39 protein-coding genes are annotated in these 25,607 nt (G+C 42.6%); 37 read left to right on the forward strand and 2 right to left on the reverse strand.

All coding sequences use genetic code 11. The annotated features are described in order from the left end of the window. Positions 1-208: 208 nt before the first annotated feature. The 33 genes from PCRYO_RS02485 (at position 209) to rplQ (ending at position 20,217) form a co-directional block, all read left to right on the forward strand. Positions 209-1,237 (forward strand): rod shape-determining protein, encoded by a 1,029-nt coding sequence (locus PCRYO_RS02485; RefSeq protein ID WP_011512846.1) that lies wholly within the window; start codon positions 209-211, stop codon positions 1,235-1,237. A 254-nt stretch (positions 1,238-1,491) separates the two neighbouring features. Beyond that, positions 1,492-2,352, forward strand: coding sequence for a rod shape-determining protein MreC (mreC, locus tag PCRYO_RS02490; RefSeq protein WP_011512847.1), 861 nt, complete (start codon positions 1,492-1,494; stop codon positions 2,350-2,352). 142 nt (positions 2,353-2,494) lie between these two features. After that, positions 2,495-2,980 (forward strand): rod shape-determining protein MreD, encoded by a 486-nt coding sequence (mreD, locus tag PCRYO_RS02495; protein WP_011512848.1) that lies wholly within the window; start codon positions 2,495-2,497, stop codon positions 2,978-2,980. Between the two features lie 139 nt (positions 2,981-3,119). After that, a complete protein-coding gene (locus tag PCRYO_RS02500; protein WP_041752962.1) occupies positions 3,120-3,800 on the forward strand; it encodes a Maf family protein in 681 nt (226 codons plus the stop codon). A 224-nt stretch (positions 3,801-4,024) separates the two neighbouring features. Further along, on the forward strand, positions 4,025-5,611 hold the full coding sequence (locus tag PCRYO_RS02505; protein WP_011512850.1) for an Rne/Rng family ribonuclease: 1,587 nt from the start codon (positions 4,025-4,027) through the stop codon (positions 5,609-5,611). A gap of 486 nt (positions 5,612-6,097) precedes the next feature. Continuing rightward, positions 6,098-6,409 (forward strand): 30S ribosomal protein S10, encoded by a 312-nt coding sequence (rpsJ, locus tag PCRYO_RS02510; RefSeq protein ID WP_010196670.1) that lies wholly within the window; start codon positions 6,098-6,100, stop codon positions 6,407-6,409. 48 nt (positions 6,410-6,457) lie between these two features. Further along, positions 6,458-7,096, forward strand: coding sequence for a 50S ribosomal protein L3 (rplC, locus tag PCRYO_RS02515; RefSeq protein ID WP_011512851.1), 639 nt, complete (start codon positions 6,458-6,460; stop codon positions 7,094-7,096). A 14-nt stretch (positions 7,097-7,110) separates the two neighbouring features. Then, the gene (gene rplD / locus PCRYO_RS02520; RefSeq protein ID WP_011512852.1) at positions 7,111-7,713 is read left to right on the forward strand and encodes a 50S ribosomal protein L4; all 603 of its coding nucleotides are present in this window, start codon (positions 7,111-7,113) and stop codon (positions 7,711-7,713) included. Next, positions 7,710-8,060 carry a 50S ribosomal protein L23 gene (gene rplW / locus PCRYO_RS02525; protein ID WP_011279789.1) on the forward strand — a complete coding sequence of 117 codons (351 nt, stop codon included), beginning with the start codon at positions 7,710-7,712 and terminating at the stop codon, positions 8,058-8,060. Before rplD ends, rplW begins: the two co-directional genes overlap by 4 nt. 11 nt (positions 8,061-8,071) lie before the next feature. After that, entirely contained in the window at positions 8,072-8,899 is an 828-nt protein-coding gene (gene rplB / locus PCRYO_RS02530) for a 50S ribosomal protein L2 (RefSeq protein WP_011512853.1), read from the forward strand. Positions 8,900-8,911: 12 nt separating this feature from the next. Further along, complete coding sequence (gene rpsS / locus PCRYO_RS02535; RefSeq protein WP_011279791.1) at positions 8,912-9,187, forward strand: 30S ribosomal protein S19; 276 nt, start codon at positions 8,912-8,914, stop codon at positions 9,185-9,187. Positions 9,188-9,197: 10 nt separating this feature from the next. Next, positions 9,198-9,527, forward strand: coding sequence for a 50S ribosomal protein L22 (gene rplV, locus PCRYO_RS02540; protein WP_010196689.1), 330 nt, complete (start codon positions 9,198-9,200; stop codon positions 9,525-9,527). A 3-nt stretch (positions 9,528-9,530) separates the two neighbouring features. After that, a complete protein-coding gene (gene rpsC, locus PCRYO_RS02545) occupies positions 9,531-10,259 on the forward strand; it encodes a 30S ribosomal protein S3 (RefSeq protein ID WP_011512854.1) in 729 nt (242 codons plus the stop codon). Between the two features lie 3 nt (positions 10,260-10,262). Further along, complete coding sequence (gene rplP / locus PCRYO_RS02550) at positions 10,263-10,676, forward strand: 50S ribosomal protein L16 (protein ID WP_011512855.1); 414 nt, start codon at positions 10,263-10,265, stop codon at positions 10,674-10,676. After that, positions 10,676-10,873: a 50S ribosomal protein L29 gene (gene rpmC, locus PCRYO_RS02555; protein ID WP_011279794.1), complete on the forward strand. Its 198-nt coding sequence runs from the start codon at positions 10,676-10,678 to the stop codon at positions 10,871-10,873. Before rplP ends, rpmC begins: the two co-directional genes overlap by 1 nt. Beyond that, positions 10,870-11,145, forward strand: a complete 276-nt coding sequence (gene rpsQ, locus PCRYO_RS02560; protein WP_011512856.1) for a 30S ribosomal protein S17 — start codon at positions 10,870-10,872, stop codon at positions 11,143-11,145. The genes rpmC and rpsQ overlap by 4 nt, the downstream gene beginning before the upstream one ends. A gap of 181 nt (positions 11,146-11,326) precedes the next feature. Then, positions 11,327-11,695 (forward strand): 50S ribosomal protein L14, encoded by a 369-nt coding sequence (gene rplN / locus PCRYO_RS02565; protein ID WP_010196702.1) that lies wholly within the window; start codon positions 11,327-11,329, stop codon positions 11,693-11,695. A gap of 8 nt (positions 11,696-11,703) precedes the next feature. Further along, complete coding sequence (gene rplX / locus PCRYO_RS02570) at positions 11,704-12,021, forward strand: 50S ribosomal protein L24 (protein ID WP_011512857.1); 318 nt, start codon at positions 11,704-11,706, stop codon at positions 12,019-12,021. Positions 12,022-12,042: 21 nt separating this feature from the next. Next, positions 12,043-12,579: a 50S ribosomal protein L5 gene (gene rplE, locus PCRYO_RS02575; protein ID WP_011512858.1), complete on the forward strand. Its 537-nt coding sequence runs from the start codon at positions 12,043-12,045 to the stop codon at positions 12,577-12,579. Between the two features lie 12 nt (positions 12,580-12,591). Continuing rightward, on the forward strand, positions 12,592-12,897 hold the full coding sequence (gene rpsN, locus PCRYO_RS02580) for a 30S ribosomal protein S14 (RefSeq protein WP_011279798.1): 306 nt from the start codon (positions 12,592-12,594) through the stop codon (positions 12,895-12,897). 11 nt (positions 12,898-12,908) lie between these two features. After that, entirely contained in the window at positions 12,909-13,307 is a 399-nt protein-coding gene (rpsH, locus tag PCRYO_RS02585) for a 30S ribosomal protein S8 (RefSeq protein WP_011512859.1), read from the forward strand. Between the two features lie 174 nt (positions 13,308-13,481). Next, positions 13,482-14,015, forward strand: a complete 534-nt coding sequence (rplF, locus tag PCRYO_RS02590) for a 50S ribosomal protein L6 (RefSeq protein ID WP_011512860.1) — start codon at positions 13,482-13,484, stop codon at positions 14,013-14,015. An 11-nt stretch (positions 14,016-14,026) separates the two neighbouring features. Continuing rightward, on the forward strand, positions 14,027-14,377 hold the full coding sequence (rplR, locus tag PCRYO_RS02595) for a 50S ribosomal protein L18 (RefSeq protein ID WP_011279801.1): 351 nt from the start codon (positions 14,027-14,029) through the stop codon (positions 14,375-14,377). Between the two features lie 2 nt (positions 14,378-14,379). Further along, a complete protein-coding gene (gene rpsE / locus PCRYO_RS02600; protein WP_010196711.1) occupies positions 14,380-14,895 on the forward strand; it encodes a 30S ribosomal protein S5 in 516 nt (171 codons plus the stop codon). Positions 14,896-14,915: 20 nt separating this feature from the next. Then, positions 14,916-15,095: a 50S ribosomal protein L30 gene (gene rpmD / locus PCRYO_RS02605; protein ID WP_011512861.1), complete on the forward strand. Its 180-nt coding sequence runs from the start codon at positions 14,916-14,918 to the stop codon at positions 15,093-15,095. Continuing rightward, positions 15,095-15,535, forward strand: coding sequence for a 50S ribosomal protein L15 (rplO, locus tag PCRYO_RS02610; protein WP_011512862.1), 441 nt, complete (start codon positions 15,095-15,097; stop codon positions 15,533-15,535). Before rpmD ends, rplO begins: the two co-directional genes overlap by 1 nt. Positions 15,536-15,554: 19 nt before the next feature. Then, positions 15,555-16,886 (forward strand): preprotein translocase subunit SecY, encoded by a 1,332-nt coding sequence (secY, locus tag PCRYO_RS02615; protein WP_011512863.1) that lies wholly within the window; start codon positions 15,555-15,557, stop codon positions 16,884-16,886. 32 nt (positions 16,887-16,918) lie between these two features. Beyond that, positions 16,919-17,035 (forward strand): 50S ribosomal protein L36, encoded by a 117-nt coding sequence (gene rpmJ, locus PCRYO_RS02620; protein WP_010196721.1) that lies wholly within the window; start codon positions 16,919-16,921, stop codon positions 17,033-17,035. Between the two features lie 257 nt (positions 17,036-17,292). Next, positions 17,293-17,649: a 30S ribosomal protein S13 gene (gene rpsM, locus PCRYO_RS02625; protein WP_011512864.1), complete on the forward strand. Its 357-nt coding sequence runs from the start codon at positions 17,293-17,295 to the stop codon at positions 17,647-17,649. Between the two features lie 20 nt (positions 17,650-17,669). Then, the gene (gene rpsK / locus PCRYO_RS02630) at positions 17,670-18,059 is read left to right on the forward strand and encodes a 30S ribosomal protein S11 (protein WP_010196728.1); all 390 of its coding nucleotides are present in this window, start codon (positions 17,670-17,672) and stop codon (positions 18,057-18,059) included. Between the two features lie 48 nt (positions 18,060-18,107). Next, a complete protein-coding gene (gene rpsD / locus PCRYO_RS02635; RefSeq protein ID WP_011512865.1) occupies positions 18,108-18,749 on the forward strand; it encodes a 30S ribosomal protein S4 in 642 nt (213 codons plus the stop codon). A gap of 81 nt (positions 18,750-18,830) precedes the next feature. Beyond that, positions 18,831-19,838, forward strand: coding sequence for a DNA-directed RNA polymerase subunit alpha (locus tag PCRYO_RS02640; RefSeq protein ID WP_011279808.1), 1,008 nt, complete (start codon positions 18,831-18,833; stop codon positions 19,836-19,838). Between the two features lie 19 nt (positions 19,839-19,857). After that, positions 19,858-20,217 (forward strand): 50S ribosomal protein L17, encoded by a 360-nt coding sequence (gene rplQ, locus PCRYO_RS02645; RefSeq protein ID WP_011279809.1) that lies wholly within the window; start codon positions 19,858-19,860, stop codon positions 20,215-20,217. A gap of 121 nt (positions 20,218-20,338) precedes the next feature. Here the strand turns inward: rplQ and PCRYO_RS02650 are convergent, their stop codons facing one another. After that, a complete protein-coding gene (locus PCRYO_RS02650; RefSeq protein ID WP_011512866.1) occupies positions 20,339-20,956 on the reverse strand; it encodes an L-threonylcarbamoyladenylate synthase in 618 nt (205 codons plus the stop codon). Positions 20,957-21,202: 246 nt separating this feature from the next. Next, positions 21,203-22,000 (reverse strand): elongation factor P hydroxylase, encoded by a 798-nt coding sequence (locus PCRYO_RS02655; RefSeq protein WP_011512867.1) that lies wholly within the window; start codon positions 21,998-22,000, stop codon positions 21,203-21,205. Positions 22,001-22,174: 174 nt separating this feature from the next. On the opposite strand from PCRYO_RS02655, the gene PCRYO_RS02660 reads away from it, so the two are divergent. The 4 genes from PCRYO_RS02660 to fabG all read left to right on the forward strand — a co-directional run bounded on the left by PCRYO_RS02660 (position 22,175) and on the right by fabG (position 25,450). After that, positions 22,175-22,768: a YceD family protein gene (locus PCRYO_RS02660; RefSeq protein ID WP_011512868.1), complete on the forward strand. Its 594-nt coding sequence runs from the start codon at positions 22,175-22,177 to the stop codon at positions 22,766-22,768. Between the two features lie 321 nt (positions 22,769-23,089). Further along, positions 23,090-23,272 (forward strand): 50S ribosomal protein L32, encoded by a 183-nt coding sequence (gene rpmF / locus PCRYO_RS02665; protein ID WP_011512869.1) that lies wholly within the window; start codon positions 23,090-23,092, stop codon positions 23,270-23,272. 484 nt (positions 23,273-23,756) lie between these two features. Next, the gene (fabD, locus tag PCRYO_RS02670; protein WP_011512870.1) at positions 23,757-24,725 is read left to right on the forward strand and encodes an ACP S-malonyltransferase; all 969 of its coding nucleotides are present in this window, start codon (positions 23,757-23,759) and stop codon (positions 24,723-24,725) included. Next, positions 24,716-25,450 carry a 3-oxoacyl-ACP reductase FabG gene (gene fabG / locus PCRYO_RS02675; protein ID WP_226939375.1) on the forward strand — a complete coding sequence of 245 codons (735 nt, stop codon included), beginning with the start codon at positions 24,716-24,718 and terminating at the stop codon, positions 25,448-25,450. The genes fabD and fabG overlap by 10 nt, the downstream gene beginning before the upstream one ends. Positions 25,451-25,607 lie beyond the last annotated feature (157 nt).

Consider the following 25,607-nt stretch of genomic DNA (forward strand, 5'->3'; position numbering starts at 1 on the left):
TACTGATGTAAATATCTGTGTTTTTTTTGAGCCAAATCGGTATAATTTAGCTCAGTTTTTTCATTTCATCATTATAGCTTCGGTTTGACTTGTTACGATGATAAACTCTCGCCACGGGTAATGTCTAAAGACGACCTGCTCAATACTGACGAGTAATCCCTCGGTCACTCTCATTTGCCTCATTTGTAATACGCTGGAAATATTAGTCATGAACCTGTTTGGATTTTTATCAAATAATATCGCAATCGACCTCGGTACTGCGAACACCCTTATTTTTATTCCTGGTAAAGGCGTGGTGCTCGATGAGCCTACGGTGGTCGCTTTAAGAAGCAATCGCACACAGAACCCTACCGTTGCTGCTGTTGGTATTGATGCCAAGCAGATGCTGGGTCGTACGCCTGCCAATATTACGGCTATCCGCCCTTTAAAAGACGGCGTGATTGCTGACTTTGAAGTGACGCAAAAAATGCTTAAGCATTTTATCGCCAAGGTAAAAGCTAAGCGTTTTATGGCACAGCCTAATGTGGTGGTTTGCGTGCCCTGCAAGTCTACCCTTGTCGAGCGAAAAGCGATTCGTGAAGCGGTATCGTCAGCTGGCGCCAGCAAAGTATTGTTACTAGAAGAGCCAATGGCAGCAGCGATTGGTGCTGGCATGCCGGTTCATGAAGCCAGCGGTTCGATGGTCGTTGATATCGGCGGTGGTACCACTGAGATTGCCGTTATCGCTTTGTCAGGTTGTGTCTATGCTGAGTCTATCCGTATCGGTGGCGATATGTTTGATGATGCCATTATTACCCATGTACGTCGTATTCATGGCTGCGTGATTGGTGAAACCACGGCTGAGCGTATCAAACAAGAAGTTGGCTCCGCGCTAAATGAAGACAGCCAGTTAGAAGTAGAAGTACGCGGACGTAGCATGGCAGAAGGCGTACCAAAAACCTTCACTGTCAACTCAGAAGAAGTGCAGAAAGCTTTGAGTGATCCGTTAAGTGGTATCGTCAGCGCGGTAAAAGCAGCACTTGAGCAGACGCCACCAGAGTTGTCATCAGATATCGCTGAACGCGGTATTGTCTTGACTGGGGGCGGCGCACTATTACGTGACCTAGATAAGCTCATCTCAAGAGAGACAGGCTTACCAGTTACAGTCGCTGAAGATCCATTAACTTGCGTGAGCCGTGGTGGTGGTATTGCGCTTGATTTTATCAATAACAAAAGCCTAAATATGATTTTTGTATAAATCACTGTTTATCAAGCATTGTCATACTAGCAATGTTAGATAAGGCTGAAGTTAACGATAACTAGGCATGAGAAAGGGTAGATGAATAACATTGAAGGTAGCCAAAAAGGTTGCCTTTAATATTATCAATAAAGGCAATCAATATCTGATAGATACTGAGCTTTTTTTGATATCAACTGCCTTTTATATAGTGCTATATAGTGCTATATGGTGCTGGCTAATGCTCACATTAAAACCTCTACATTAGACGAACTATGACTCCAAGTATTTTTGCTCGCCAGCCACTCGCGCTTCGTATGACTGCTGTTTTATTAATAGTGGCATTGATATTGATGTGGTTTGATAGCAAAAATCCAGAATGGTTCAAGCCTATGCGCTCAACGAGCCACGCCGCAATGCAGCCTATTTACGAGCTGTCATTATTACCCAGTTATGCACAACACTGGTCAAGCGGCAGCCTACAATCAAAAGAAACGCTGCGCCGCGAAAACATGCAGCTCAGATCTCAACTTATTCACGCGCAAGCTAAATTGCAGCAGCAAGATTATATCTTGGCGCAAAACGCTCGCCTGCAAGGTATTCTATCGACCACACGCCCTGAACAATTTGATTTAAATTTGGCACAGGTAATTGGTACTGACACCAATCTACTGCGTCAAATTGTGGTGTTGAATAAAGGGGAGCAAGATGGGGTACAAGTTGGGCAAACGGTCATTGATGAAAACGGCATTTTAGGGCAGATTATCAATGTCTATCCTAATACCAGCCGTTTATTGCTTATTACTGATGAACAGCAGTCCGTTGCCGTTACTGTCAAGCGGACAGGGCAGCGCGCTATTGTCACCGGTCAGGGTATACCTACTTCATTGAGCCTTGAATATGTCTTTAAAACCTCAGATGTACGCGTCGGGGATGAGCTGGTCTCGTCTGGATTAGGTGGGCGTATCCCTGCAGGCTACCGTGTTGGTCGTATCGCCCATATTGAAGACACGCAAGCGGATAATTTTAGAAGCATTGATGTCACACCTGCCGCAAACTTTGTCGATAATGCTTATGTGCTGATACTACAAGACAAGCTGGCTAATAAAAACAATATTGGCATTAATGAGTCTTGATGGTCATTGTTAGAGATAATCATTGCCCGATAATCAGCCGCTATTCTATTTAAGTGCGCTGTTTTACTCCTCGTTTTTTATTCCCTGCAATGCTGAATTCATTATTAAGTAGCTGCTAAACATCCGCTAAAGGTACGTATTCATGGCATATCCTGATTCTGATCATGCAAATGGGCTGCTGCATGCCGTGATTGTACTGAGTTTTATTATTGCCTCATCGCTCAGTGTTTATCCATTAAGTCCTAGTATGGCCACATTGCGTCCTATGATCATGATCATGGTATTGATTTTTTGGTTGTTGTTTCAGCCGCGTTATGTGGGCATTTTTAGTGCCTTTGCTATTGGCCTTATTGCTGATTTGCTGATGGATACTCATTTAGGGCAACAGGCTTTTTCTGCTGTGGCAGTGGCGCTTATGATAAAGGTTACCAGTATCTATATCAGACAGCTAAATACGATTAGTGCATGGATAATAGCGAGTTTAGGATTGTTTATATTTCAAGCGAGTCTGTGGATGCTACAGATGTTTGTACAAGATGTCTTTGTTGCCCAATCTACTTTCTCTTTATTGATGAGTATTATTAGCTGGCCATTGGTACTATTGACGTTACGAAAATTTGTGCGTTAATCAGGTTGATTATTACATCGATTATCAATACAAGTATTTTTATCACAAATAATTTTTACAAGCATCTACGATAAACGACCCTCGTTTATTTATGACTAAACCTATCAATACTGAATTTTTTCATAATAAGAGAGTAGTGATGGATATTATCTTAGCATCCGGCTCGCCGCGTCGTCGCGAGTTACTAAGTAGAGTGCAACTAGAATTTACGGTCATCAGCGTTGATATCGATGAAACGCCTTATCAAGATGAGTCGCCCGAAGATTATATTGTCCGTATGGTCGCCGCCAAAGCAGAGGCAGCAACTGTGCAGCTAAATAGACAGTTAAAGAATAATGACGCTCACATATATCAATCACTCTTATCGAAGCCCATTATTTTATTGACCTCTGATACCATTGGGGTATTACCAGATGGCAAAACAGTCTTGGTCAAACCAAATAATCGCGAAGATGCTTATCGTATGTGGCAGCAAATGTCCGATAGTACTCATGAAGTATGGACGGCGGTACAGGCAACGCAACTCTCATTACAGCCTAAACGTTCTGATGAGTTCAATAATGAGCAAGTATGGCAAATCATCAATCAGCAACAAATCATTGAACGCACAGAGGTCACCTTTGTAGCGCTTACTCTAGAGATGATGAGTGATTATTGGGACAGCGGCGAGCCTGCAGATAAGGCGGGTGGCTATGGTATTCAAGGGTTGGGTGCGGCTTGGGTTAGCCGTATCAATGGCAGCTATACCAATGTGGTGGGCTTACCGCTTGCCCAAACGCTGGCATTGATTAAAGAGATGAATGACACTGATACGCTTTAAAATTTTGATGCCTAAATAGATAATACCTAATAAAACTTACATGCTCAAAACGTTTAGAGCAGGGGTATGGATCCAGCAGTGCTTTAAGATGAAGCTTGATATTAAACCATCTGCACATAATGACACGCTTGTGTCGTGGGCAAAAGCAAGTGGCATTTGTTACACTGTCAGGCTACCAAACTATGAATGCTTCACCAGAAAGCTAAGTGATAAGAGAAAATACTATGTCCGAAGAGCTGCTGATTAATATTAGTCCCATGGAGTCCCGTGTTGCCGTACTAGATAACGGTATCTTGGGCGAGATTTATATTGAGCGTCATCATAAACTGGGTTTGGTTGGTAACATTTACTTGGGTACAGTGGTACGCGTTCTGCCGGGTATGCAGGCAGCCTTTGTCGATATTGGTCAGTCACGTACTGCATTCTTACACGTTAATGATATGCAGCGTGAACCTCGTCCAGCTGCCAAAAGCAGTAAAGTCGAAAAGACTGATGATGAGCGCACTATTATAGAGGTAACCGCTGATGATTTAGCCATTACGCCGCCTGTAATAAGTACGCAGAACACAGAAGTTGTACCAGTTTCGAAAACTCTCATCCAGCATCGTCTGCATGAAAGCCAACGTATCTTAGTTCAAGTCACCAAAGATCAGCTGGGCAGTAAAGGCGCGCGCTTAACCACCAATATATCGCTACCATCTCGCTATCTGGTCTACTTGCCATCGAGTGAGCATATCGGTATCTCACAACGTATTGATGGCGAAGAAGAGCGTACACGCTTAAAGACTGAGCTTACTAGCCTGATGCAAACCGTCAATCTCAAGGGCGGTCTTATTGCACGTACGGCGGCAGAGCGTGTCCCCGTTGATAAACTTGAAGAAGACATCTACTATCTCTTGCAGCTATGGCGAACGATATGTGCCCGTCGCCAAGAAATGAAGCCTAATCAAAGCTCAGAGCTTATTTATCAAGAATTATCGCTACCACTGCGCTCTATCCGTGATTTGGTACACGCTGGTACCGAAAAAGTCGTGATTGATAATGCACAGATATATGAGCAGGTTAGATACTTTGCCAAAGAATTTGTGCCTTTTGTCTATGATCGCATAGTACATTATACCGCTGAGCAGTCGCTGTTTGATGTGCACCGCGTCGAAGATGATTTACGTGATGCGCTCAAACGTCGCGTTGATTTAAAGTCGGGCGGCTATCTGATTATTGACCAAACCGAAGCGATGACCACCATTGATGTCAATACTGGCTCATTCGTTGGTGGGCGTTCATTAGAAGATACCGTCTACAAAACAAATCTAGAGGCAACACACGCGATAGCCCGTCAACTGCGCTTACGTAATCTAGGCGGTATTATTATCCTAGACTTCATCGATATGCTTGAGCAGCAGCACAAGGATGATATCTTAGAGAGCTTGCAGTCACAGCTAGTACAAGACTATGCCAAAACCAAAATCACTCAAGTCAGTGAGCTTGGTTTGGTTGAGATGACCCGTAAGCGTACTCGTGAATCGCTTGGGCAGCAACTATGTGAGCCTTGCTCAACCTGTCAAGGGCGCGGCTTTGTCAAAACCGCTGAGACGGTCTGTTTTGAAATATTTCGTGAAATCATGCGCTGTGCTCGTACCTATAATTCTCCTAAGAAGTTTACGGTGGTTGCCCATGCCGCAGTCATTGATTTATTACTCACCTCAGAGTCGGATACGGTAGCAGATTTAGAGTATTTGCTTGGTAGAGTGATTACCTTTGATGTTGAGAATTTATATACCCAAGAACAATACGATATAGTATTAGATTGAACATTAAGGCGGGATCTGAATAGTAAGTATTACCGTCAAATGTTGAAAACTGAGGGCATTTAATGGGACGGTTTAGCTTTGATGATTAGTAAGCAATTGGTTAAAAGTTAGAGGATTTGGTTTAGAAACCAATATTTATATCAAACAGTTGTGTATATCATTGTAAATAAGCCCCTTGCAATCATCTGATTATTATGTATAATACAGACCACTGAATTATATATGCGCAGCCAATCAAACAGCTGGCGCTATGACAGCTAGAGCATCGTTTCTAGCACTATTTCATTATGCCTTTGCTGACATCCTACAATGGAAGGGTCGGCGGGGCTTTAAACTATTTTGCTTTTGGCACGCTATAAGTTCGGATAAAGAACTCATTCTGGTTTAGAACAGAAGGCCGCTTTAAGTGAATATTTAACCAAACGGCTTTTGCTCATATCCTTGCAAAGCAAGAATGACAAAAGCACATATTAGGAGCTTGCTGGCATGGCTAACCAGAGAATCCGTATCCGTCTTAAGTCTTTTGATCATCGTCTGATTGATCAATCTGCACAAGAGATTGTTGATACTGCAAAGCGCACCGGTGCGCAAGTTTGTGGTCCTGTACCGTTGCCGACTCGCATTGAGCGCTTCAACGTTCTAACTTCACCACACGTAAACAAAGACGCTCGTGATCAGTACGAAATTCGTACTCATAAGCGTATGGTTGACATTGTTCAACCTACCGATAAAACTGTGGATGCGCTAATGAAGCTTGACTTAGCGGCGGGTGTTGACGTTCAAATTGCTTTGGGTTAATGCACATAAACACCCAACCCATTAATATAAGATATAAAGAGGTCTAAAATGGCGATCGGTTTAGTCGGTAAAAAATGCGGCATGACCCGTGTCTTCACTGAAGCAGGCGCATCTATCCCTGTAACAGTGGTTGAGATCAGTGCTAACCGCATTACTCAAGTAAAAAATACTGATGTAGATGGCTATCAAGCCATCCAAGTTACCACAGGCACCCGTCGTGACAGCCGCGTAACAGCAGCTCAAAAAGGTCACTTCGCTAAAGCCGGCGTTGCCGCTGGTCGTGGTGTTTGGGAATTTCGTGCCAATGACAGCGATCTTGAAGGTCGTGAGATTGGTGGTGAGATCCTAGCTGACTTGTTCGAACAAGGTCAGATGGTTGATGTCACAGGAAACAGTAAAGGTAAAGGCTTTCAAGGCGGCGTGAAGCGTCACAACTTCAGCATGCAAGATGCCACTCATGGTAACTCAGTATCTCACCGTGCCATTGGTTCAACTGGTCAAAACCAGTCACCAGGTAAAGTCTTCAAAGGCAAAAAAATGCCAGGTCAGATGGGTAACAAACGCGTTACCGTTCAAGGCCTAGAAGTGATATCGGTTGATGTTGAAAATGGGTTACTTGTCATCAAGGGTGCTATCCCAGGTGCCACCGGTGGCGATGTCATCGTACGTCCGTCAGTCAAAGCCTAAGCAAGGGGATTAACGTGGATTTAAAAACAGTTACAGGGGCGGCAGTTGAGCTTTCTGATACGGCTTTCGGTCGTGAATTCAACGAAGCACTAGTGCATCAAGTCGTCACCGCATATCTTGCTGGTGCTCGTCAAGGTACACGCGCTCAAAAGACCCGTGCCGAAGTTTCTGGTGGTGGCATTAAGCCATGGCGCCAAAAAGGTACTGGTCGCGCTCGTGCAGGTTCTATTCGTAGCCCAATCTGGCGTGGGGGCGGTCGTGCATTCGCGGCTAAGCCACAAGATTGGTCACAGAAAGTTAACCGTAAGATGTATCGCGGTGCTATGCAGTGCATCCTAGCCGAATTGATTCGCCAAGAGCGTCTGATTTTGGTTGAAGAGATAAGCGTTTCTGGTCCTAAGACCAAAGAGCTGATCGCAAAGTTAGGTGAGTTAAATGCATCACGTGCATTAATCGTCACCAAAGAAGTTGACGAAAACTTATACTTAGCTGCTCGCAACATCCCACATGTCAATGTACTTGATACAAGTGAAGTGGATCCAGTGAGCTTGATCGCTTTTGATAAAGTGATCATGACAGTCGAAGCTGCGAAACAATTTGAGGAAGCACTAGCATGAATAACGCAAGACTTTATCAGATCCTAAGAGGACCTGTATTCTCAGAGAAATCTCAAATGCTTGGCGACTCACTTGGTGTGCAGGTATTTAAAATTGACTCTAAGGCTACTAAGCTTGAAGTTAAAAAAGCAGTTGAGATGATGTTTGAAGGTGTTGAAGTTTTAAAAGTAAACACATTGAACGTTAAAGGTAAGACAAAGCGTTTTGGTAAAAGTATCGGCCGTCGTAATGACTACAAAAAAGCCTATGTTACCTTAAAAGCTGGTCAAGATGTACAAATGGCTGATGCTGGTGAAGAGGTCGCAAATACGACTGCTTCTACTAGTGAAACAGCGAATAACGAATAAGGATTACACTCATGCCTATCGTAAGAGCAAAGCCAACATCACCAGGCCGTCGTTTTGTTGAAAAAGTAGTGCATCCACACCTTTATAAAGGTCGTCCGTTTGCAGCGCTTCTAGAATCAAAAAGCAAGACCGGTGGTCGTAACAATAATGGCCGTATCACTACTCGTCACATCGGCGGTGGTCATAAGCAACATTATCGTATTATCGATTTTAAACGTACTAAAGACAATATCCCAGCTACAGTAGAGCGTATTGAATACGATCCTAACCGTACTGCGCATATTGCTTTACTTAAGTACGCTGACGGCGAACGTCGTTATATTATCGCTGCTAAAAAGCAAGCAGTTGGCGATACTGTAATGTCAGGTGAATTATCACCAATTCGTCCAGGTAACTGTTTACCGCTAAAAAACATACCACTAGGTACTGTGATCCATAATATCGAACTTAAAATCGGTAAAGGCGCACAGATGGCTCGTGCTGCGGGTGCTAGCGTTCAGCTACTAGGTCGTGACGGTATTTATGCAATTCTTCGTTTGCGTTCTGGCGAAACTCGCCGTGTACACGTAAATTGCCGTGCTGTTATCGGTGAAGTTTCTAATACTGAAAACAACTTGAAATCACTTGGTAAAGCCGGTGCTTCACGTTGGAGAGGTATTCGTCCTTCTGTTCGTGGTGTCGCTATGAACCCGGTTGATCACCCACATGGTGGTGGTGAAGGTCGTAACAAAGGTCGCCATCCTACTAGCCCTTGGGGTCAGAAGTCTAAAGGACTTAAAACGCGTCACAATAAGCGTACTGACAACATGATCATCCGCCGTCGCGCCAAGAAGAAATAAAGGAAGAATTTCATGCCTCGTTCATTGAAAAAAGGTCCATTCATAGACGCGCATTTATTTGCTAAAGTTGAAACTGCATTAGAAACCAACTCACGCAAACCAATTAAAACTTGGTCGCGCCGTTCAATGATTCTGCCACAAATGGTTGGCCTAACTTTATCTGTTCACAATGGCCGTACTCATGTACCGGTTATCGTAAGTGAACAGATGGTTGGTCATAAACTAGGTGAATTTGCCCCGACTCGTACATATCGTGGTCACGGCATTGACAAGAAAGCTAAGAGATAAGGTGCTTACCATGGAAGTAACTGCAAAATTACGCGGTGCCGCCATATCGGCACAAAAAGTTAGACTCGTTGCTGATGAAGTTCGTGGCAAATCTATTGAGCGTGCTTTGGATATCCTAACGTATAGCAATAAAAAAGGCGCGGTTTTTGTTAAGAAATGTCTTAACTCTGCCATCGCCAATGCTGAAAACAACAACGGTTTAGATATCGATACTCTTAAAGTATCAACCATCTACGTTGATGAAGGCATTACGCTAAAACGTATCCTACCACGTGCTAAAGGTCGCGCTGATCGTATCAGTAAGCGTACCTGTCACATCACTATAAAGGTAGGGGAATAAGTTATGGGACAAAAAGTACATCCAATCGGAATTCGTCTTGGTGTTGTAAAAAAGCATAACGCAAACTGGTATGCTAGCCCTAAACAATACTCAGAATACCTAATTAACGACATTCAGGTTCGTGAATATCTGCGCAAGAAACTTGATAGTGCTATGATTAGCAAGATCATGATTGAGCGTCCTACTGGTGCTGCTAAGATTACCATCGCCACTGCGCGTCCTGGTATTGTTATCGGTAAGAAAGGCGAAGATATTGAAAGACTTCAAAAAGAATTGACCAAAATTATGGGCGTACCTGCTCAGGTCAACATTGAAGAAATCACCTCGCCTGATCTTGATGCTCATTTAGTAGCGGAAGGCATCGCAAGTCAGCTTGAGCGTCGTGTGATGTTCCGCCGTGCTATGAAGCGTGCGGTACAGAACAGCATGCGTTCTGGTGCTAAAGGTATTAAAGTTGAGCTGTCTGGCCGTCTTGGCGGTGCTGAGATTGCTCGTACTGAATGGTACCGTGAAGGTCGTGTGCCACTGCATACACTACGCGCTGATATCGACTATTCGTCAGTACGTGCGGAAACCACTTACGGCACCATCGGTGTAAAAGTTTGGATCTTCCGTGGCGAAATCCTTGACGGTATGAACAGTGTATACAATCCCGTTAAAGAAGAGCAGACTCGTGCGCCAAAACGCCGTGGTCGTGGAAACGGAAACCGTCGAAACACAGACAGAGGTTAAACTATGTTACAGCCAAAACGTACCAAGTTTCGTAAAATGCATAAAGGTCGTAACACTGGGCTAGCTCATCGTGGAAGCACCGTTGCATTCGGACAAATTGGTCTAAAATCTTTGACTCGTGGTCGTATGACTGCCCGTCAAATTGAAGCAGCACGCCGTACCATCACTCGTAAAATTAAGCGTGGCGGTAAGATTTGGATTCGCGTTTTCCCAGACAAGCCAATTACCAATAAACCATTAGAAGTACGTATGGGTAAAGGTAAAGGTCCTGTAGAATATTGGGTATGCGAAATCAAACCTGGTAAAATACTATATGAACTTGAAGGGATTTCAGAAGAGCTTGCTCGCGAAGCGTTAACGCTTGCTGCAGCTAAACTGCCCTTTAAAACTACCATTGTTAAGCGGACGATAATGTAATGAAGATCAGTGAATTACGTGATAAATCATTAGAAGAACTGACCCAGTTACTTGATGAAAAGCAACTTGATGCTTTCCGTATTCGTATGGCTAAAGCAACTGGTCAGTTGGGGAATACCCATGAAGTACGTGTCAATCGTCGTGCGATTGCTCAGCTTCAGACTTTGATTAACGAGAAACAACGAGGCGACTCATGAGCGATAACAATCAAGCAACGACCAATGCTAGTGTTCTGACAGGACGAGTTGTCAGTGACAAGATGGACAAGTCCATCACGGTTTTGATTGAGCGTCTGGTTCGTCATCCTTTATATGGCAAGCAGCTTCGTCGTTCTACTAAAATCAAAGCACATGATGAGAATAATGTTTGCCAACAAGGCGATCTTGTCCGCATCAAAGAAACGCGTCCAATCTCAAAAACCAAGTCTTGGACTTTGGTTGATGTGGTTGAAAAAGTAGAAAAAATCTAAGTAAATTGCATTAAAAGCCAGAAGCTGTTAAAATAGCTGCCTTTTTAAGGATACTGATTGCGCCGAGCGTATATCACTCACATTAAGAGTAGCAGCGGTTATTAATATTAAAATGCCGACTACTCATACTGTGCTAGCGGCAGCAACTGGTTTTTATTGCTCATACGTGTGGAGTAACGCTATGATTCAGGTTGAATCTATGCTGGAAGTTGCAGATAATAGCGGTGCAAGACGAGTTCAGTGCATTAAAGTACTGGGTGGCTCTCATCGTCGTTATGCATCAGTTGGCGACATTATTAAAGTAACGGTTAAAGAAGCCATTCCTCGCGGTCGTGTTAAAAAAGGCGACGTGATGAATGCGGTAGTTGTACGTACCAAAAAAGGCGTTCGTCGTCCTGATGGTTCGGTATTACGTTTTGACGACAATGCTGCGGTATTGTTGAACCAAAACAAAGCGCCGATTGCAACTCGTATTTTTGGACCGGTAACTCGTGAACTACGTGGTGATCAGTTTATGAAAATTGTATCACTAGCACCAGAAGTATTGTGAGGTAATCCATGTCAAAATTACGTAAAGGCGATACAGTTATCGTGATTGCTGGGAAAGACAAAGGCAAGCAAGGTACTGTACAAGCTGTAAAAAACGATCGTATTAAAGTTGAAGGCATTAACATTGTCACTAAACATCAGAAGCCAAATCAGGCAACTGGCGTTGAAGGCGGCATTCTTAAGCAAGAAGCTTTTCTGCATATCTCAAATGTCGCAATCTTAAATGCGCAAACCCAAAAAGCTGATCGTATTACTTATCAGTTCGGCGAAGACGGCAAGAAACAACGCCTGTATCGTTCGAACGGTGAAGTAGTGGCGACTGCGTAAGACACTAAGGGTGTAATGGTAATGGCAAGATTAAAATCTTTATATAACGAAGAATTAAAACAGCAAATCAAAGAAGAACTTGGTTTGGCGAATGTGATGCAAGTGCCAAAAATCACTAAAATCACACTAAATATGGGTGTAGGTGGCGCGTCTCAAGACAAGAAATTGCTTGAAGGTGCTGTGGCTGATATGACTGCTATTGCTGGTCAAAAACCTGTAGTCACCAAAGCGCGTAAATCAGTTGCTGGCTTTAAAATTCGTGAAGAATGGCCAATTGGCTGTAAAGTAACGCTACGCGGTGAGCAAATGTACGAATTTTTAGATCGTCTCATTGCCATTGCAATTCCTCGTATTCGTGATTTCCGTGGTTTTTCTCCTAAAGCCTTTGACGGACGTGGTAACTACTCATTGGGTATCAAAGAACAAATCGTATTCCCAGAAGTAGACTTTGACAAGATTGATCGTATCCGTGGTATGGATGTGACAATTACTACGTCAGCTCAATCTGATGAAGAAGGTCGTGCGTTGCTTAAAGCTTTCGGCTTCCCATTTAAATAAGGTAAAGACGTTATGGCAAAGAAGAGCATGATTAACCGCGAATTAAAGCGCGAAAAAATGGTTGCTAAGTACGCTGATAAGCGTATCAAGCTAAAAGAAACTATCAGTGATATGACTGCAAGTGACGAAACTCGTATGGAAGCGATGCTAGAGCTACAAGCTTTACCACGTAACGCATCACCAGTACGTCTGCGCAATCGTTGTGCTATCACGGGTCGTCCTCACGGTTACTTCCGCAAGTTTGGCTTATCACGCAATATGCTGCGTGAGCGTGTCATGCAAGGCGATGTGCCTGGTGTTCGTAAAGCAAGCTGGTAAGGGGTAACTATATGAGTATGCAAGATACCGTTGGGGATATGCTAACCCGTATTCGTAACGCACAAATGGCTAATAAAGTATCGGTAGCAATGCCGAACTCTAAGCTACGCAAATCAATCGCTGATTTGTTGGTTAACGAAGGTTATGTTGCTAGCGCTGTTGTTACTGAAGAAAACAACAACAAAGCAACTTTGACCATCGTATTAAAATACTTCGAAGGCAAAGCTGTAATCGAGACGATTCAACGTTTTAGCCGTCCTGGTTTACGCCAGCATCGCGGTAAAGACGCTATCCCTACTGTTAAGCAAGGTATGGGTGTTGCTATTGTATCAACTAGCCAAGGCATCATGACTGATCGTGCTGCACGCGCTGCTGGTATCGGTGGTGAAGTCGTCGCATTTGTAGCGTAAGCTACACGACGATAAAGTCTATTTGACGCTGTTAGGCTTCTTTCAATGTGGTAATGATAAATTATTTAACATTGTTAGGTGTCTAACGCGGTCAACTATGCTAAACTAACACGCTTTTTAGCCTGTTAGTTTTTTCGCTAATATAAAGAAGTTAATTTTCTAAGGAATATTCCTATGTCTCGTGTGGCTAAAGCCCCAGTGACGCTGCCAAACGGCGTAAGCGTTACTTTGAACGATCGGCAGGTCGAAGTTAAAGGCAAGAACGGCAATATGTCTTTACGCCTGCATGAATTGGTCGAGCTGAAACAGGAAGATGATGCAATCATTTTCTCACCTACAGTCGATTCAAAAGAAGCGATGATGCATACTGGCACCATGCGCTCTTTACTAAATAATTTAGTAATAGGCGTTAACGAAGGCTTTGAAAAACGTCTTCAGTTGATTGGTGTTGGTTACCGTGCTCAAGCTGCTGGTAATAAAGTAACGCTAAACGTTGGTTACTCACATCCAGTAGAATATACGTTACCTGAAGGTGTATCAGCTGAAACCCCAACGCAAACTGAAATCGTTTTAAAATCAAACGATAAGCAGCAGCTTGGTCAAGCAGCAGCCGATATTCGCGGTTTCCGCCCACCTGAGCCTTACAAAGGTAAAGGTATTCGTTATAGTGACGAGCATGTGATTCGCAAAGAAGCCAAGAAAAAATAAGGTGAGTTGAAATGTTTGATAAAAAAGCAGCTCGTCTACGTCGAGCTAAGAAAACCCGTGCACATATCCGTTTTTTGGGCGTTCATCGTCTAACGGTTAATCGTACGCCAAGACACATCTATGCCCAGATTATCTCTCCGAACGGTGGTGAAGTGATTGCTCAGGCATCTACCTTAGACAGCAGCTTGCGTTCAGGCGCGACTGGTAACGCTGATGCAGCGACGTCTGTAGGCCAAATGATCGCAGAACGCGCAAAAGCAGCTGGCATTACTAAAGTTGCATTTGACCGTAGTGGTTTTAAATATCATGGTCGAGTAAAAGCTTTAGCTGAAGCTGCTCGCGAAAACGGATTGGAGTTTTAATCATGGCTAGAAATGATAAAAATGATAAAAATGAACAGACTGACGGTCTAGTAGAACGCTTAGTTACCGTTGATCGCGTTGCAAAAGTTGTTAAAGGTGGTCGTATTTTCTCTTTCACTGCGTTGACCGTAGTGGGTGATGGCAATGGTCGTGTTGGTTTTGGTCGCGGTAAAGCACGTGAAGTGCCAGCTGCTATTCAAAAAGCACTAGAAGCTGCCAAACGTAATATGATTACTGTTGAGCTAAATGATGCAACTTTGTATCATCCGATCAAAGCACGTCATGGTGCTAGTAAAGTCTATATGCAACCTGCATCTGAAGGTACTGGCGTAATCGCTGGTGGCGCAATGCGTGCTGTATTAGAAGTTGCTGGTGTCAAAGATGTTTTGACTAAATGTTATGGTTCTACCAACACTGCTAACGTTGTTCGTGCAACGTTTAACGGTTTACGTGATATGTCAACTCCAGAAAAGATGGCAGCAAAACGTGGTAAATCTGTAGACGAAATCTTGGGTTAACTTAGACTAGGTGAGTTACGATGAAAAAAATGAAAGTCACTCAATTCAAATCGGGTGCCCATCGCCTCAAGAGCCACAAAGCATGCTTGAAAGGATTGGGTTTACGCCGTATTAATCATTCTGTTGTAGTAGAAGATACTCCTTCAACTCGTGGTATGGTCAATCGCGTTAACTACTTGGTAAAAGTGGAGGAAGCGTAATGGGTCTTAGATTAAATGAATTATCACCAGGTGTTGGCGCAAAGAAAACTGCCCAACGTCGTGGTCGTGGTATCGGTTCAGGCCTTGGTAAAACTGGTGGTCGTGGTGTAAAAGGTCAGAAATCTCGTTCAGGTTCTAGCATACGCTCAGGATTTGAAGGTGGTCAAATGCCTTTATATCGTCGTCTACCAAAATTCGGTTTTACCAGTAAAATGGCTATGACGACTGCTGAAGTTCGTCTGTCTGAACTGAGCCAAATTGAAGGCGATGTCGTTAGTATTGAAACTTTGAAAGCTGCTAACCTTATCCGTCGTGATATGAAGCGTGCGCGCGTTATGTTGTCGGGTGAAGTCACTAAAGCTTATACTTTTAAAGGTATCAAAGTGACTAAAGGCGCTAAGCAAGCAATCGAAGCTGCTGGTGGTAGCATCGAGGAGTAGTAACGTGTCAAAGCAATCAATGTCATCGACTGGTATACCGCTTAATCCTTTTGCCTTTATACGTAAGTATGATGAGCTATGGACGCGTTTGTTATTCTTAATCGGCGCATTGATTGTTTATCGTTTTGGGTCGCATATCCCAGTACCGGGTATCAATCCGGTTAACTTGGCTGATCTGTTTTCGCGCAACGAAAATACCATTCTGAGCATGTTTAATATGTTCTCAGGTGGTGCACTAGAGCGTATGTCCATCATGGCACTTGGTATTATGCCATATATCTCAGCATCGATTATTGTACAGATGATGTCTGCGGTATTGCCATCGCTTGAAGCTCTCAAAAAAGAGGGTGAAGCGGGACGACGTAAGCTAAACAAGTATACCCGTCAAGGGACACTTGCATTAGCTCTAGTACAGTCATTAGGGATGTGTGCTGGCTTAATCAGTCAAAACCTTACTTTATCTTCTGGTCTGACTTTCTATATTCCAGCGGTTACTTCACTGGTAGCTGGTGCTATGTTCTTAATGTGGCTTGGTGAGCAGATTACAGAGCGCGGCGTAGGTAATGGTATCTCAATGCTCATTTTTGCGAGTATTGTGGCTGGTACGCCAGGTATGATTTCGCAGTCTATTGAACAGGTCAACCAAGGTCAAATGAACTTGATTGTCCTCTTTATCTTTGCACTGTTAGGTGTCGCGGTTACTGCGGGTATCGTCTATATTGAACGTGCTCAGCGCCGTGTTCCTGTCAATTATGCGCAAAAACAACAGCAAGGTCGCAAGATTTACGCTCAGCAGCAATCACATTTGCCGTTGAAGCTAAATATGGCAGGGGTTATTCCTGCTATTTTTGCTAGCTCATTGCTATTGTTTCCTGCAAGTTTAGGGCAGTGGGTTGGTCAATCGCCTGATCCTACCTTGACGCAAAAGATATTGCAAAATATGGCATTGGTGTTGTCCCCAGGACAGCCGCTGTATCTCGTTCTATTTGGTGCAATGATTATCTTTTTCTGTTACTTCTACACGGCATTGGTATTTAGTCCGCGTGAAGTGGCTGAAAACCTTAAACGTAGTGGTGCGTATATCCCAGGTATTCGCCCAGGACAACAAACTCAGCGTTACCTCGATCATGTATTAAACCGATTGACCTTTATTGGCGCGATGTATATGACGGTTATTTGTTTAATGCCAATGGTCGTGCAGTCATCGTTTGGTGTGCCGTTTCAACTTGGTGGTACGTCGTTACTGATTATGGTGGTTGTGGTAATGGACTTCATCTCGCAGATTCAAGCGCATTTGATGACCCATCAATATCATGATCAGACGTTAATTCAATCGCCCACTCAACCTTAAATGAGCGGTACGATATCTCAAAGGAGTATGCTATGAAAGTTCAAGCATCAGTTAAAAAGATTTGTGGTAGCTGTAAAGTTGTGCGCCGTAAAGGCCGTGTACATATCATTTGTACCGCAGAACCTCGCCACAAGCAACGCCAAGGTTAATAATTTAAGCAAGTCAGTTTTAAGTGATTGGCTTGCTTATTAAATTAATACTTGAAAAATAACGGCGGATGCGATATCATCCGCCACTTGCCGTAGTTTATGCAAAATCTTTTATGAAATGATCAATGAATAGATTGGTTTACCAACTCGAAGCAGCGATAATAATTATAAAAGCTTTAGTATTGACAGCAACAAATCTGAAAAATAACACTTTATTTTAATGAATAAGGGTATTTTTCTTTAATGGAGAGAAATCAATGGCTCGTATTGCCGGCGTAAACATTCCGGATAATAAGCATGCTGTTATTTCACTAACTTACATCTTTGGTGTAGGTCGTACCACTGCTCAGAAAATCTTAGAAGCAGTTGGCATTGCCCCTAGTACTAAAGTCAGTCAGTTAGATGATACACAGTTAGATGCTATCCGTGCACAAGTTGCAGAATACATGACTGAAGGTGATCTTCGTCGTGAAGTGTCAATGAATATCAAGCGCTTGGTTGATCTTGGTTGTTACCGTGGCATCCGCCATCGTCGTAACTTACCAGTCAGAGGTCAAAACACCAAGAACAACGCTCGTACTCGTAAGGGTCCGACACGCCCTCTCAAAAGATAATTAACTTAGGAAGCTAAAAGATGGCAAAAGACACTCGCAGTCGCAAAAAGGTGGCTCGTCGTTCAGTATCGGAGGGCATTGCCCATATCCATGCGTCTTTTAATAACACCATTGTTACGATTACCGATCGTCAAGGTAATGCATTGGCTTGGGCCACTTCAGGTGGACAAGGCTTCCGTGGTTCACGTAAATCTACACCATTTGCAGCTCAGGTTGCAGCTGAAGTCGCTGGTAAAGCGGCTCAAGAATATGGTGTTAAGAACATCGATGTTTTGGTCAAAGGACCAGGACCGGGTCGTGAGTCTGCGGTAAGAGCACTAGGTGCATTGGGTTATAAAGTCAACAGCATCTCTGATGTAACCCCAATCCCACACAATGGTTGCCGTGCGCCGAAAAAGCGCCGCGTCTAATATTAAAGACGAAGCTTTTTATAATAGAAGCTTATAGGAGACATAACAATGGCCCGTTATATTGGACCAAAACTCAAATTATCACGTCGTGAAGGCACTGACTTAGGTCTTAAGTCTGGTGTTAAACCATACGACGTAAAAACGAAAAAATCGGCTCGTCCACCTGGTCAACATGGTGTTAGCCGTAACAAAAGCTCAGAGTACTCTCTACAGTTACGTGAAAAACAAAAAGTTAAACGTATCTACGGTGTATTAGAGCGTCAGTTTGCAAACTACTACAAAGAAGCTGCTCGTAAGCGTGGCGCTACTGGTGAAAACTTGTTAGCAATGCTTGAGAGCCGTCTTGATAACGTAGTATATCGTATGGGCTTTGGCTCTACGCGCGCTGAAGCACGTCAGTTAGTTAGCCATCGTACTGTTATGGTGAAAAAAGCTGGCCGTGATGAGTTTATTCGTGTGAATATTCCATCAATTCAGTTGCAAGATGGTGATGTCATCGCTATCCAAGAGAAGTCTCGCGAGCAATTACGTATTAAAAACGCAATTGAGCTGGCTACCCAACGTGGTATTCCAGAATGGCTAGATGTTGATCACAGCAAGCTACAGGGCACGTTCAAAAAAGCGCCTGATCGTATTGATCTACCTGCTGAAATCAACGAAAGCTTAATCGTTGAGCTATACTCTAAGTAAGTAACGTACTGCTCGATGCTGTTCACATGGCATTGAGCAATTAACGTTAATTAAACCAGTTTAATAAATCGAGGTGACATCATGATGCTAAATGCAACTGAGTTTCTAACGCCGAACGCCATCAACGTGGATACGGTTAATGAAACGATTGCGAAAGTCACGCTCGAACCGTTAGAACGCGGCTTTGGGCATACCTTGGGTAATGCCTTACGTCGCATCTTGTTATCTTCATTACCTGGTGCTGCAGTCATTGAAGCTGAGATTGATGGTGTTGACCATGAATACTCAACGCTTGAAGGACTACAAGAAGATGTGCTTGATTTGCTTTTGAACTTAAAAGGCTTAGCAATCACCCTTCATGACCAAAATGAAGTATTTTTGACCTTGGATAAACAAGGTCCAGGCACTATTACTGCTGCAGACATTACGTTACCGCACAATGTAGACATCATCAATCCAGAATTGGTATTGGGTACATTGAGTGACCGTGGTCATCTAAAGATGCGTTTGCGCGTAGTAATGGGTCGTGGATATGAGCCAGCAAACCAGCGCCGTGAAGATGGTGATACTAAAGCGATTGGACGCTTGAAGCTTGATGCAAGTTTTAGTCCTGTGCTTCGTGTTGCTTATCAGGTTGAGAACGCACGTGTAGAACAACGTACCGATCTTGATCGTCTTATCATTGAGCTTGAAACAAATGGCACTATAGATCCAGAAGAAGCAATTCGTAAAGCAGCCACTATATTACAACAACAGATTTCTATCTTTGTTGACCTAGAAGCTGAAGAAGCGCCTGAGCCTGTGAAAGAAAAAGAAGAGGTTGATCCGGTGCTATTACGCCCTGTGGACGATCTTGAACTAACGGTTCGCTCAGCCAACTGCTTAAAAGCTGAAAACATTTACTATATCGGTGATTTGGTACAGCGTTCAGAGACTGAACTTCTAAAAACCCCAAATCTTGGTAAGAAATCATTGACAGAAATCAAAGACGTACTAGCGTCTAAAGATTTGGAGCTTGGTATGCGCCTAGATAACTGGCCACCAGCTGATTTACGTGTTGATGATCGCTTTTCTTATCGTAGCCGTTAAACTTTAAGGATTTTTGACTATGCGCCATCGTAAGAGTGGAGTCAAGCTGGGTCGTACCGGCAGTCATCGTAAGGCAATGTTTCAGAACATGACCAACTCATTATTTGAGCATGAACTGATCAAAACAACTTTACCAAAAGCAAAAGAGTTACGTCGCGTTGCTGAGCCATTGATCACTATGGCTAAAGAAGACAGCGTTGCTAACCGTCGCTTGGCATTTAGCCGTATGCGTAGCAAAGCTATGGTAGGCAAATTATTTGGTACTCTTGGTCCTCGTTACCAAGCTCGTCCAGGTGGTTATTTGCGTATCGTAAAATGTGGTTACCGTGATGGTGACAATGCGCCTATGGCTTATGTAGAATTGGTTGATCGCGACTAATTTTATAATAACCAAAATATGTACATAAAAAAGCTCCAATTCAATTGGAGCTTTTTTTCGTTTAAATTTTTGTATGATCGTTAGGCAAGTGCATATTTAAAAACTTACAGTATGTCTATATCTACAGCAATGAGCTTACATCAGCAGCACCTTGCCGAATGATTTCTGGCTGGCTACTGGTCATATCGACGATGGTCGTAAGTTTGGTGGTTTTAATGCCAGCATTAATGAGACCATCTATCTGATTGCCTAATAATTCTTCGATCTCGAAAGGGTCATCTAATATATCATCACGATTCGGTAGTATTAATGAGCTGGTTAAAATAGGTTCATCCATCGCTTCTAATAAAGCTTGGGCAATAGCATTACTTGGAACACGAATACCAATGGTTTTTTTCTTTGCATGTGCCAGCTTCTTAGGGACATCTTTGGTGGCGTTTAAAATAAAGGTAATCGGTGCTGGTGTATGCGATTTGAGCTGTTTAAATTGGACATTGTCTACTGCAGCATAATTCGCAATCTCACTTAGATCACGGCAAAGTAGAGTGAATTGATGTTTATCATCAAGTGCGCGTATTTGTTTTAGTTTTTCCAAGGCATCTTTTGCGCCCAAGCGACAGCCGAAAGCGTAACTGGTATCAGTCGGATAAATAATCAATTGATCTTTACGTAATAAATCTGCTACTTGCTCAATCAGCCGTGGCTGTGGATTTTCTGGATGAATATAAAATACTTGCATAATAATTCCTTATTTTATAATTATTAGAATTTGGTTATTGGGCAGATGGTGATGATAAAAATTTGTTTAAGATGAACTTTACTTTTTGTACTAAAGATTAAAATACGGCTTTATTAAGTAGTATAGCGTAAAGTAAATATAAGTTTATGGGCAAGGCGTTAACGTGAGTATAAAATCGTTAACAATAGCCAGTCGTGTAATGAGTTTTGATGACAATAATAAAAAATCTTACGTTGTAGGTTTTAGCTAAGATACGGCGCAGATAGTGAGTAAAGCTTGTAGCAAGGTTTTAGCATCAGATGGTAAGGTATCTGGTTTAGTAATATATGTTTGAACTTGTTGATAAACATCTTGAGCAAAAGTACTACCACTGGTATCAAAATCTGCAAATAAATTATCTTGTGATACTTGAAAAGGTCGTCCACAAGCTAAGGTAAACAAACACTCTATAGCTTGTGGCTTAACCTCAACACGTTCAAATGCCTGCTGCTGAGCCGCTGAGCGTCCGTCAGGTGCATACCAGTAGCCAAAGTCAGGTAGTTGTCTACGTCGTTCACCTGCCATACAAAAATGGCTTATTTCATGCAATGCACTAGCAAAAAATCCATGAGCAAACTCAATTCTTGCGGGTTGATTGCTCTGGGCAGGAAAGTATTCGGGCTCGCCAGTACTACGAACCAAGATAACCTGTTTGCTGATAAATAAATGATTAAATAGATCAATAAGCCAATCAGTCAGTGCTCGCTCAATACTTTCAAACGATAATTCATTTTGTAAATTAAGATCGGTTAAACTATTTTGAATAAATTCGCATACTTTGATAGGCTCAATGATCTCTTTAGCAGAATGAATCAAATAGTTATTAGCCAAATATTGCCACTGTAATGACAGTTTTTTTAATGAGGCATCTTCCTCAAGATTGATACTATGTTCAGTAGGATTTGTTTTCTGACTTTGTAATTCATTCAAACGGTGTAATAAATTTTTGGCATCAATAGTAGATAATAAATTGGAAAAATCAGGAGAAACGGTAGGCGATATCATAAATAAAACTTTAATCAAGTAAATGATAATAGAGCAGGATGTCCCATCTCTTTAGGTAAACAATGACAAGGAAATTGCCAAAAAATATTAACATACTAGCGCTAGCGCAACAGGGCGCTTTCCGTTAGTATGGCAGGCAATATTATACACCGTTTTTGATCAATGAGGCCGCGTATGTCAAGCACCCAAGATAACAAGCCGTCAGCGCTTCATGCTAGTAAAGTACAAGTGCCTACGTCAACCAGCATGCCTGATAACATCTCTTTAAATAAGTGGGAAGACACTGGCTTTGAATGGGCAGGTGAAGAAGCTCCCAGCTCTTTTGAGCGTCTTGCGACTATTTTAGCTAGCGAGCATGAACAATCAAATATTGTGCTAAATACCACTCTGTATCGTCGTAACAATGTACTGCATTTGGCTTTCACATTGACTGGTGAAGTCTGGCTGACTTGCCAGCGCTGTCTGCGACCGATTGCTATTGATTTGAGTGATGAGTATGATATTGCGCTTCTTGATAATGAAAGCCAAATACGCCTAGTTAATGAAGAGCAAGATTATTTATTGTTAGACGAAATTGTCACTGAGCAATCGCCAGAGCGACTATTACCATTTAAAAAATTGGTAGAAGATGAGATTTTGCTCAAAACGCCAATGGCGCCAAAACATGATGACTGTGAAATGAGTGTTGAGCAGTTTGGTAAAATACCTGAAGAAGAAGAAACCGAAAATCCTTTTGCTGCTTTAGCATCTTTGAAAGGTAACTTATAACGCTATAAACGGCATTTATAAAAGATATATTCTATTATATTTTTGCCCGCTTTATGCAGAAGAGTGAAAAGCAGGGCTTTATTAATCCGTTAAACATGCGTATAATGTCCCGTTTATTGCATTCTAGCAATCTGCCATTGGCAGAGAGAAGCTAACCTTGCAGACTAACTATAGATTTTAGACGTAATCAACACTTTAATACGTGGCAATCTATTTAACTAATGATGCGTAAGACTTAGGTTGTTGTGATTATATAGCCTCTGTCAGTGTCGATTAAAGCTGAATTTCAAGCTTATCCCTTTTAAGTATAGGAGCTATATCATGGCCGTTCAAAAAAGTCGTAAAAGTCGTTCACGTCGTGACATGCGCCGTTCACATCATCGTATGGAAATCGCTGAAATAAGCGTTGATGCTACTACTGGTGAAAAACATCGTCGTCATCATATGACCAAAGATGGTTTTTATCGTGGTCGTCAGTTGTTTAAAGTAAGTCAAGACGCTTAATTTATTGTTATTTGATGGCTGCTAAAGATGATGATGGTTTTTATGACTGTCGATGTTCTTTATCAGACTATTATTCAGCAATTGGTTTGAGCTAATGAAAGCCAAGTTATTTCGCTATCATATATTATGTGGCTAGATAACTTGGCTTTTTGCTATGGGTTTTTTAGTAATAGTTTTCATTATTAGTTTTTAGTACTATTTATTGACTGTTAGCTGTTGACGGCTGTTTTAACGCATCAGTTATGAAGAATTAGCTATCTAGTATAAGTCATATCAAAGGATTTATCGAAGCGAGACAAACAATTAACTTTTTAGCAGCTTTGTTAATTACCGATGTCAGTGTATAGTTTCATAAGAGTATGCTGTCTTAAAGGACTAGTGACAGTAACGGCTCTATAAAATTAATATCCTATTATAGTCTTTAACTCTACGATTAGCCCCATTTACGCTAGGGGTGTTTCCAATCAAATAAGGAATATTGGTTATGGGCTCTGTACCCGATATGATAAAAAAACAACCAACCCGTATTGCAATACTGTTTCCTGGGCAAGGCTCACAAGTAGTCGGTATGACAAGCGAGCTTGCTGATACCTATCCTGAAATTCTTGAAACCTTTACTGAAGCAAGTGCGGCATTAGGCGAAGATTTGTGGGCAATCTGTCAAGATGAAGAAAAACTTAATCAAACGCACTATACACAGCCTGCGTTATTGACCGCTAGTATCGCTATTTGGCGCATCTTACAACAAAAAATAAAGGATAAGCCTTGTTACCTAGCTGGTCATTCTCTTGGCGAATATAGCGCCCTTTGCGCAGCTAACGTGCTGTCACTTGCTGATGCCGTGAAACTGGTACATAAGCGTGGTCAATTGATGCAAGACGCTGTAGTGGGTATTGATACGGCTATGGCAGCAGTACTGGGTTTGGAAGATCACCGAGTCGAAAATCTGTGTGAGCAAGCAACCGAGCATGTAGATGATGCGATTGTTGGTGCAGCAAATTTTAATAGCCCAGGGCAAGTTGTGGTTTCTGGTAATGCTGCAGGCGTTAATGCAGTCATTGATAAAGTACAAAATACGGGTAAAAAAGCCATTCCATTAAAGGTAAGTGTGCCGTCACATTGCGCTTTGATGGAGCCTGCTAGTAAAGCGTTGGCAGCAGAGCTTGCCGCCATTAAGTTTGATCAAGCAACGATTCCTGTGATTCAAAACCGTCATGCACGTGTTGAAACCAGTGCGGCAGGTATCAAAGAGGCGTTAACTGAACAATTAAGTCAGCCAGTATTGTGGTCAAAAACCATGCAAGAGCTGGCAGATAAACAAATTAATATTTTAATTGAGTGTGGTAGTGGTAACGTCTTGAGTAATTTGGCGAAGCGTCAAGCGCATCCAATTATGAGCTATCCGACTGACAAGCCCGCTCGTCTAGATAAATTGCTGGAGGTATTATCATGAGCCGTACGATCACATTAGTCACAGGCGCAAGCCGCGGTATCGGCAAAGCCGTCGCCAAACGCTTTGCTAAGGAAGGACATTTTGTCATTGGGACAGCCACCACTGAAAAAGGGGCTGCACAGATTGATGACTATCTAAATGATAGTGGCGGTATTGGTCGTGTTTTAGATGTACGTGATACTGCGCAGATTGACAAGCTATTTGAAGAGATAGAAAGCGTTTATGGTGCTGTTCAAGTATTGGTAAATAATGCTGGTATCACTCAAGATGGCTTATTGATGCGTATGAAAGATGAAGATTGGGACAATGTGATAGATACCAATCTAACTTCTGTTTATCGTATGAGCAAACGTGCTATCCGCGGCATGATGAAAGCACGCCGTGGTCGTATTATCAATATTACCTCTGTGGTTGCTCAAATGGGCAATGCCGGTCAATCTAACTATGCGGCGACTAAAGCTGGCGTAGAGGGTTTTAGCCGTACGCTCGCGCGCGAAATTGGTTCACGTCAAGTAACCATTAACTGCGTCGCGCCAGGTTTGATTGAAACAGACATGACTGATGAGCTTGATGAGCGTTTATTGAACTCGATGTTAGATGCTGTACCTATCAGCCGTTTGGGTCAACCAGAAGATATCGCTGCTGCCGTACTGTTTTTAGCAAGTGATGAAGCCAGTTATATCACAGGTGCTGTTTTGCCAGTCAATGGCGGCATGTATATGTAGCAGTTTGCTATCAAATTTTCCTACATGCGATAGCAATTAGTGCTGAATCCCAAGCGTTACATACTTATAATAAAAAACTGTGTGAACGAGTGTAAACTATAATAAAGGGTGCTATAATGTCGAATACTTTTAAGTCAAAGCCATGTATGATAGCAAG

Origin of the sequence: Psychrobacter cryohalolentis K5 (assembly GCF_000013905.1) — a bacterium.
Taxonomy (GTDB): domain Bacteria; phylum Pseudomonadota; class Gammaproteobacteria; order Pseudomonadales; family Moraxellaceae; genus Psychrobacter; species Psychrobacter cryohalolentis.

Coding starts and splice junctions, on each gene's coding strand:
- rpsM (WP_011512864.1), top strand. CDS start 17,293: ATGGCTCGTATTGCCGGCGTAAACATTCCGGATAATAAGCATGCTGTT.
- mreC (WP_011512847.1), top strand. CDS start 1,492: ATGACTCCAAGTATTTTTGCTCGCCAGCCACTCGCGCTTCGTATGACT.
- rpmJ (WP_010196721.1), top strand. CDS start 16,919: ATGAAAGTTCAAGCATCAGTTAAAAAGATTTGTGGTAGCTGTAAAGTT.
- rpsN (WP_011279798.1), top strand. CDS start 12,592: ATGGCAAAGAAGAGCATGATTAACCGCGAATTAAAGCGCGAAAAAATG.
- rpsJ (WP_010196670.1), top strand. CDS start 6,098: ATGGCTAACCAGAGAATCCGTATCCGTCTTAAGTCTTTTGATCATCGT.
- rpsC (WP_011512854.1), top strand. CDS start 9,531: ATGGGACAAAAAGTACATCCAATCGGAATTCGTCTTGGTGTTGTAAAA.
- PCRYO_RS02500 (WP_041752962.1), top strand. CDS start 3,120: ATGGATATTATCTTAGCATCCGGCTCGCCGCGTCGTCGCGAGTTACTA.
- rpmC (WP_011279794.1), top strand. CDS start 10,676: ATGAAGATCAGTGAATTACGTGATAAATCATTAGAAGAACTGACCCAG.
- rplV (WP_010196689.1), top strand. CDS start 9,198: ATGGAAGTAACTGCAAAATTACGCGGTGCCGCCATATCGGCACAAAAA.
- rplX (WP_011512857.1), top strand. CDS start 11,704: ATGTCAAAATTACGTAAAGGCGATACAGTTATCGTGATTGCTGGGAAA.
- PCRYO_RS02650 (WP_011512866.1), bottom strand. CDS start 20,956: ATGCAAGTATTTTATATTCATCCAGAAAATCCACAGCCACGGCTGATT.
- secY (WP_011512863.1), top strand. CDS start 15,555: ATGTCATCGACTGGTATACCGCTTAATCCTTTTGCCTTTATACGTAAG.
- rplO (WP_011512862.1), top strand. CDS start 15,095: ATGGGTCTTAGATTAAATGAATTATCACCAGGTGTTGGCGCAAAGAAA.
- PCRYO_RS02660 (WP_011512868.1), top strand. CDS start 22,175: ATGTCAAGCACCCAAGATAACAAGCCGTCAGCGCTTCATGCTAGTAAA.
- rplQ (WP_011279809.1), top strand. CDS start 19,858: ATGCGCCATCGTAAGAGTGGAGTCAAGCTGGGTCGTACCGGCAGTCAT.
- rpsE (WP_010196711.1), top strand. CDS start 14,380: ATGGCTAGAAATGATAAAAATGATAAAAATGAACAGACTGACGGTCTA.
- rpsQ (WP_011512856.1), top strand. CDS start 10,870: ATGAGCGATAACAATCAAGCAACGACCAATGCTAGTGTTCTGACAGGA.
- rplE (WP_011512858.1), top strand. CDS start 12,043: ATGGCAAGATTAAAATCTTTATATAACGAAGAATTAAAACAGCAAATC.
- rpsS (WP_011279791.1), top strand. CDS start 8,912: ATGCCTCGTTCATTGAAAAAAGGTCCATTCATAGACGCGCATTTATTT.
- PCRYO_RS02640 (WP_011279808.1), top strand. CDS start 18,831: ATGATGCTAAATGCAACTGAGTTTCTAACGCCGAACGCCATCAACGTG.
- rplR (WP_011279801.1), top strand. CDS start 14,027: ATGTTTGATAAAAAAGCAGCTCGTCTACGTCGAGCTAAGAAAACCCGT.
- fabD (WP_011512870.1), top strand. CDS start 23,757: ATGGGCTCTGTACCCGATATGATAAAAAAACAACCAACCCGTATTGCA.
- rpsK (WP_010196728.1), top strand. CDS start 17,670: ATGGCAAAAGACACTCGCAGTCGCAAAAAGGTGGCTCGTCGTTCAGTA.
- rplW (WP_011279789.1), top strand. CDS start 7,710: ATGAATAACGCAAGACTTTATCAGATCCTAAGAGGACCTGTATTCTCA.
- PCRYO_RS02655 (WP_011512867.1), bottom strand. CDS start 22,000: ATGATATCGCCTACCGTTTCTCCTGATTTTTCCAATTTATTATCTACT.
- rpsD (WP_011512865.1), top strand. CDS start 18,108: ATGGCCCGTTATATTGGACCAAAACTCAAATTATCACGTCGTGAAGGC.
- rpmD (WP_011512861.1), top strand. CDS start 14,916: ATGAAAAAAATGAAAGTCACTCAATTCAAATCGGGTGCCCATCGCCTC.
- PCRYO_RS02505 (WP_011512850.1), top strand. CDS start 4,025: ATGTCCGAAGAGCTGCTGATTAATATTAGTCCCATGGAGTCCCGTGTT.
- rplF (WP_011512860.1), top strand. CDS start 13,482: ATGTCTCGTGTGGCTAAAGCCCCAGTGACGCTGCCAAACGGCGTAAGC.
- rpsH (WP_011512859.1), top strand. CDS start 12,909: ATGAGTATGCAAGATACCGTTGGGGATATGCTAACCCGTATTCGTAAC.
- rplN (WP_010196702.1), top strand. CDS start 11,327: ATGATTCAGGTTGAATCTATGCTGGAAGTTGCAGATAATAGCGGTGCA.
- rplC (WP_011512851.1), top strand. CDS start 6,458: ATGGCGATCGGTTTAGTCGGTAAAAAATGCGGCATGACCCGTGTCTTC.
- PCRYO_RS02485 (WP_011512846.1), top strand. CDS start 209: ATGAACCTGTTTGGATTTTTATCAAATAATATCGCAATCGACCTCGGT.
- mreD (WP_011512848.1), top strand. CDS start 2,495: ATGGCATATCCTGATTCTGATCATGCAAATGGGCTGCTGCATGCCGTG.
- rplB (WP_011512853.1), top strand. CDS start 8,072: ATGCCTATCGTAAGAGCAAAGCCAACATCACCAGGCCGTCGTTTTGTT.
- rplP (WP_011512855.1), top strand. CDS start 10,263: ATGTTACAGCCAAAACGTACCAAGTTTCGTAAAATGCATAAAGGTCGT.
- rpmF (WP_011512869.1), top strand. CDS start 23,090: ATGGCCGTTCAAAAAAGTCGTAAAAGTCGTTCACGTCGTGACATGCGC.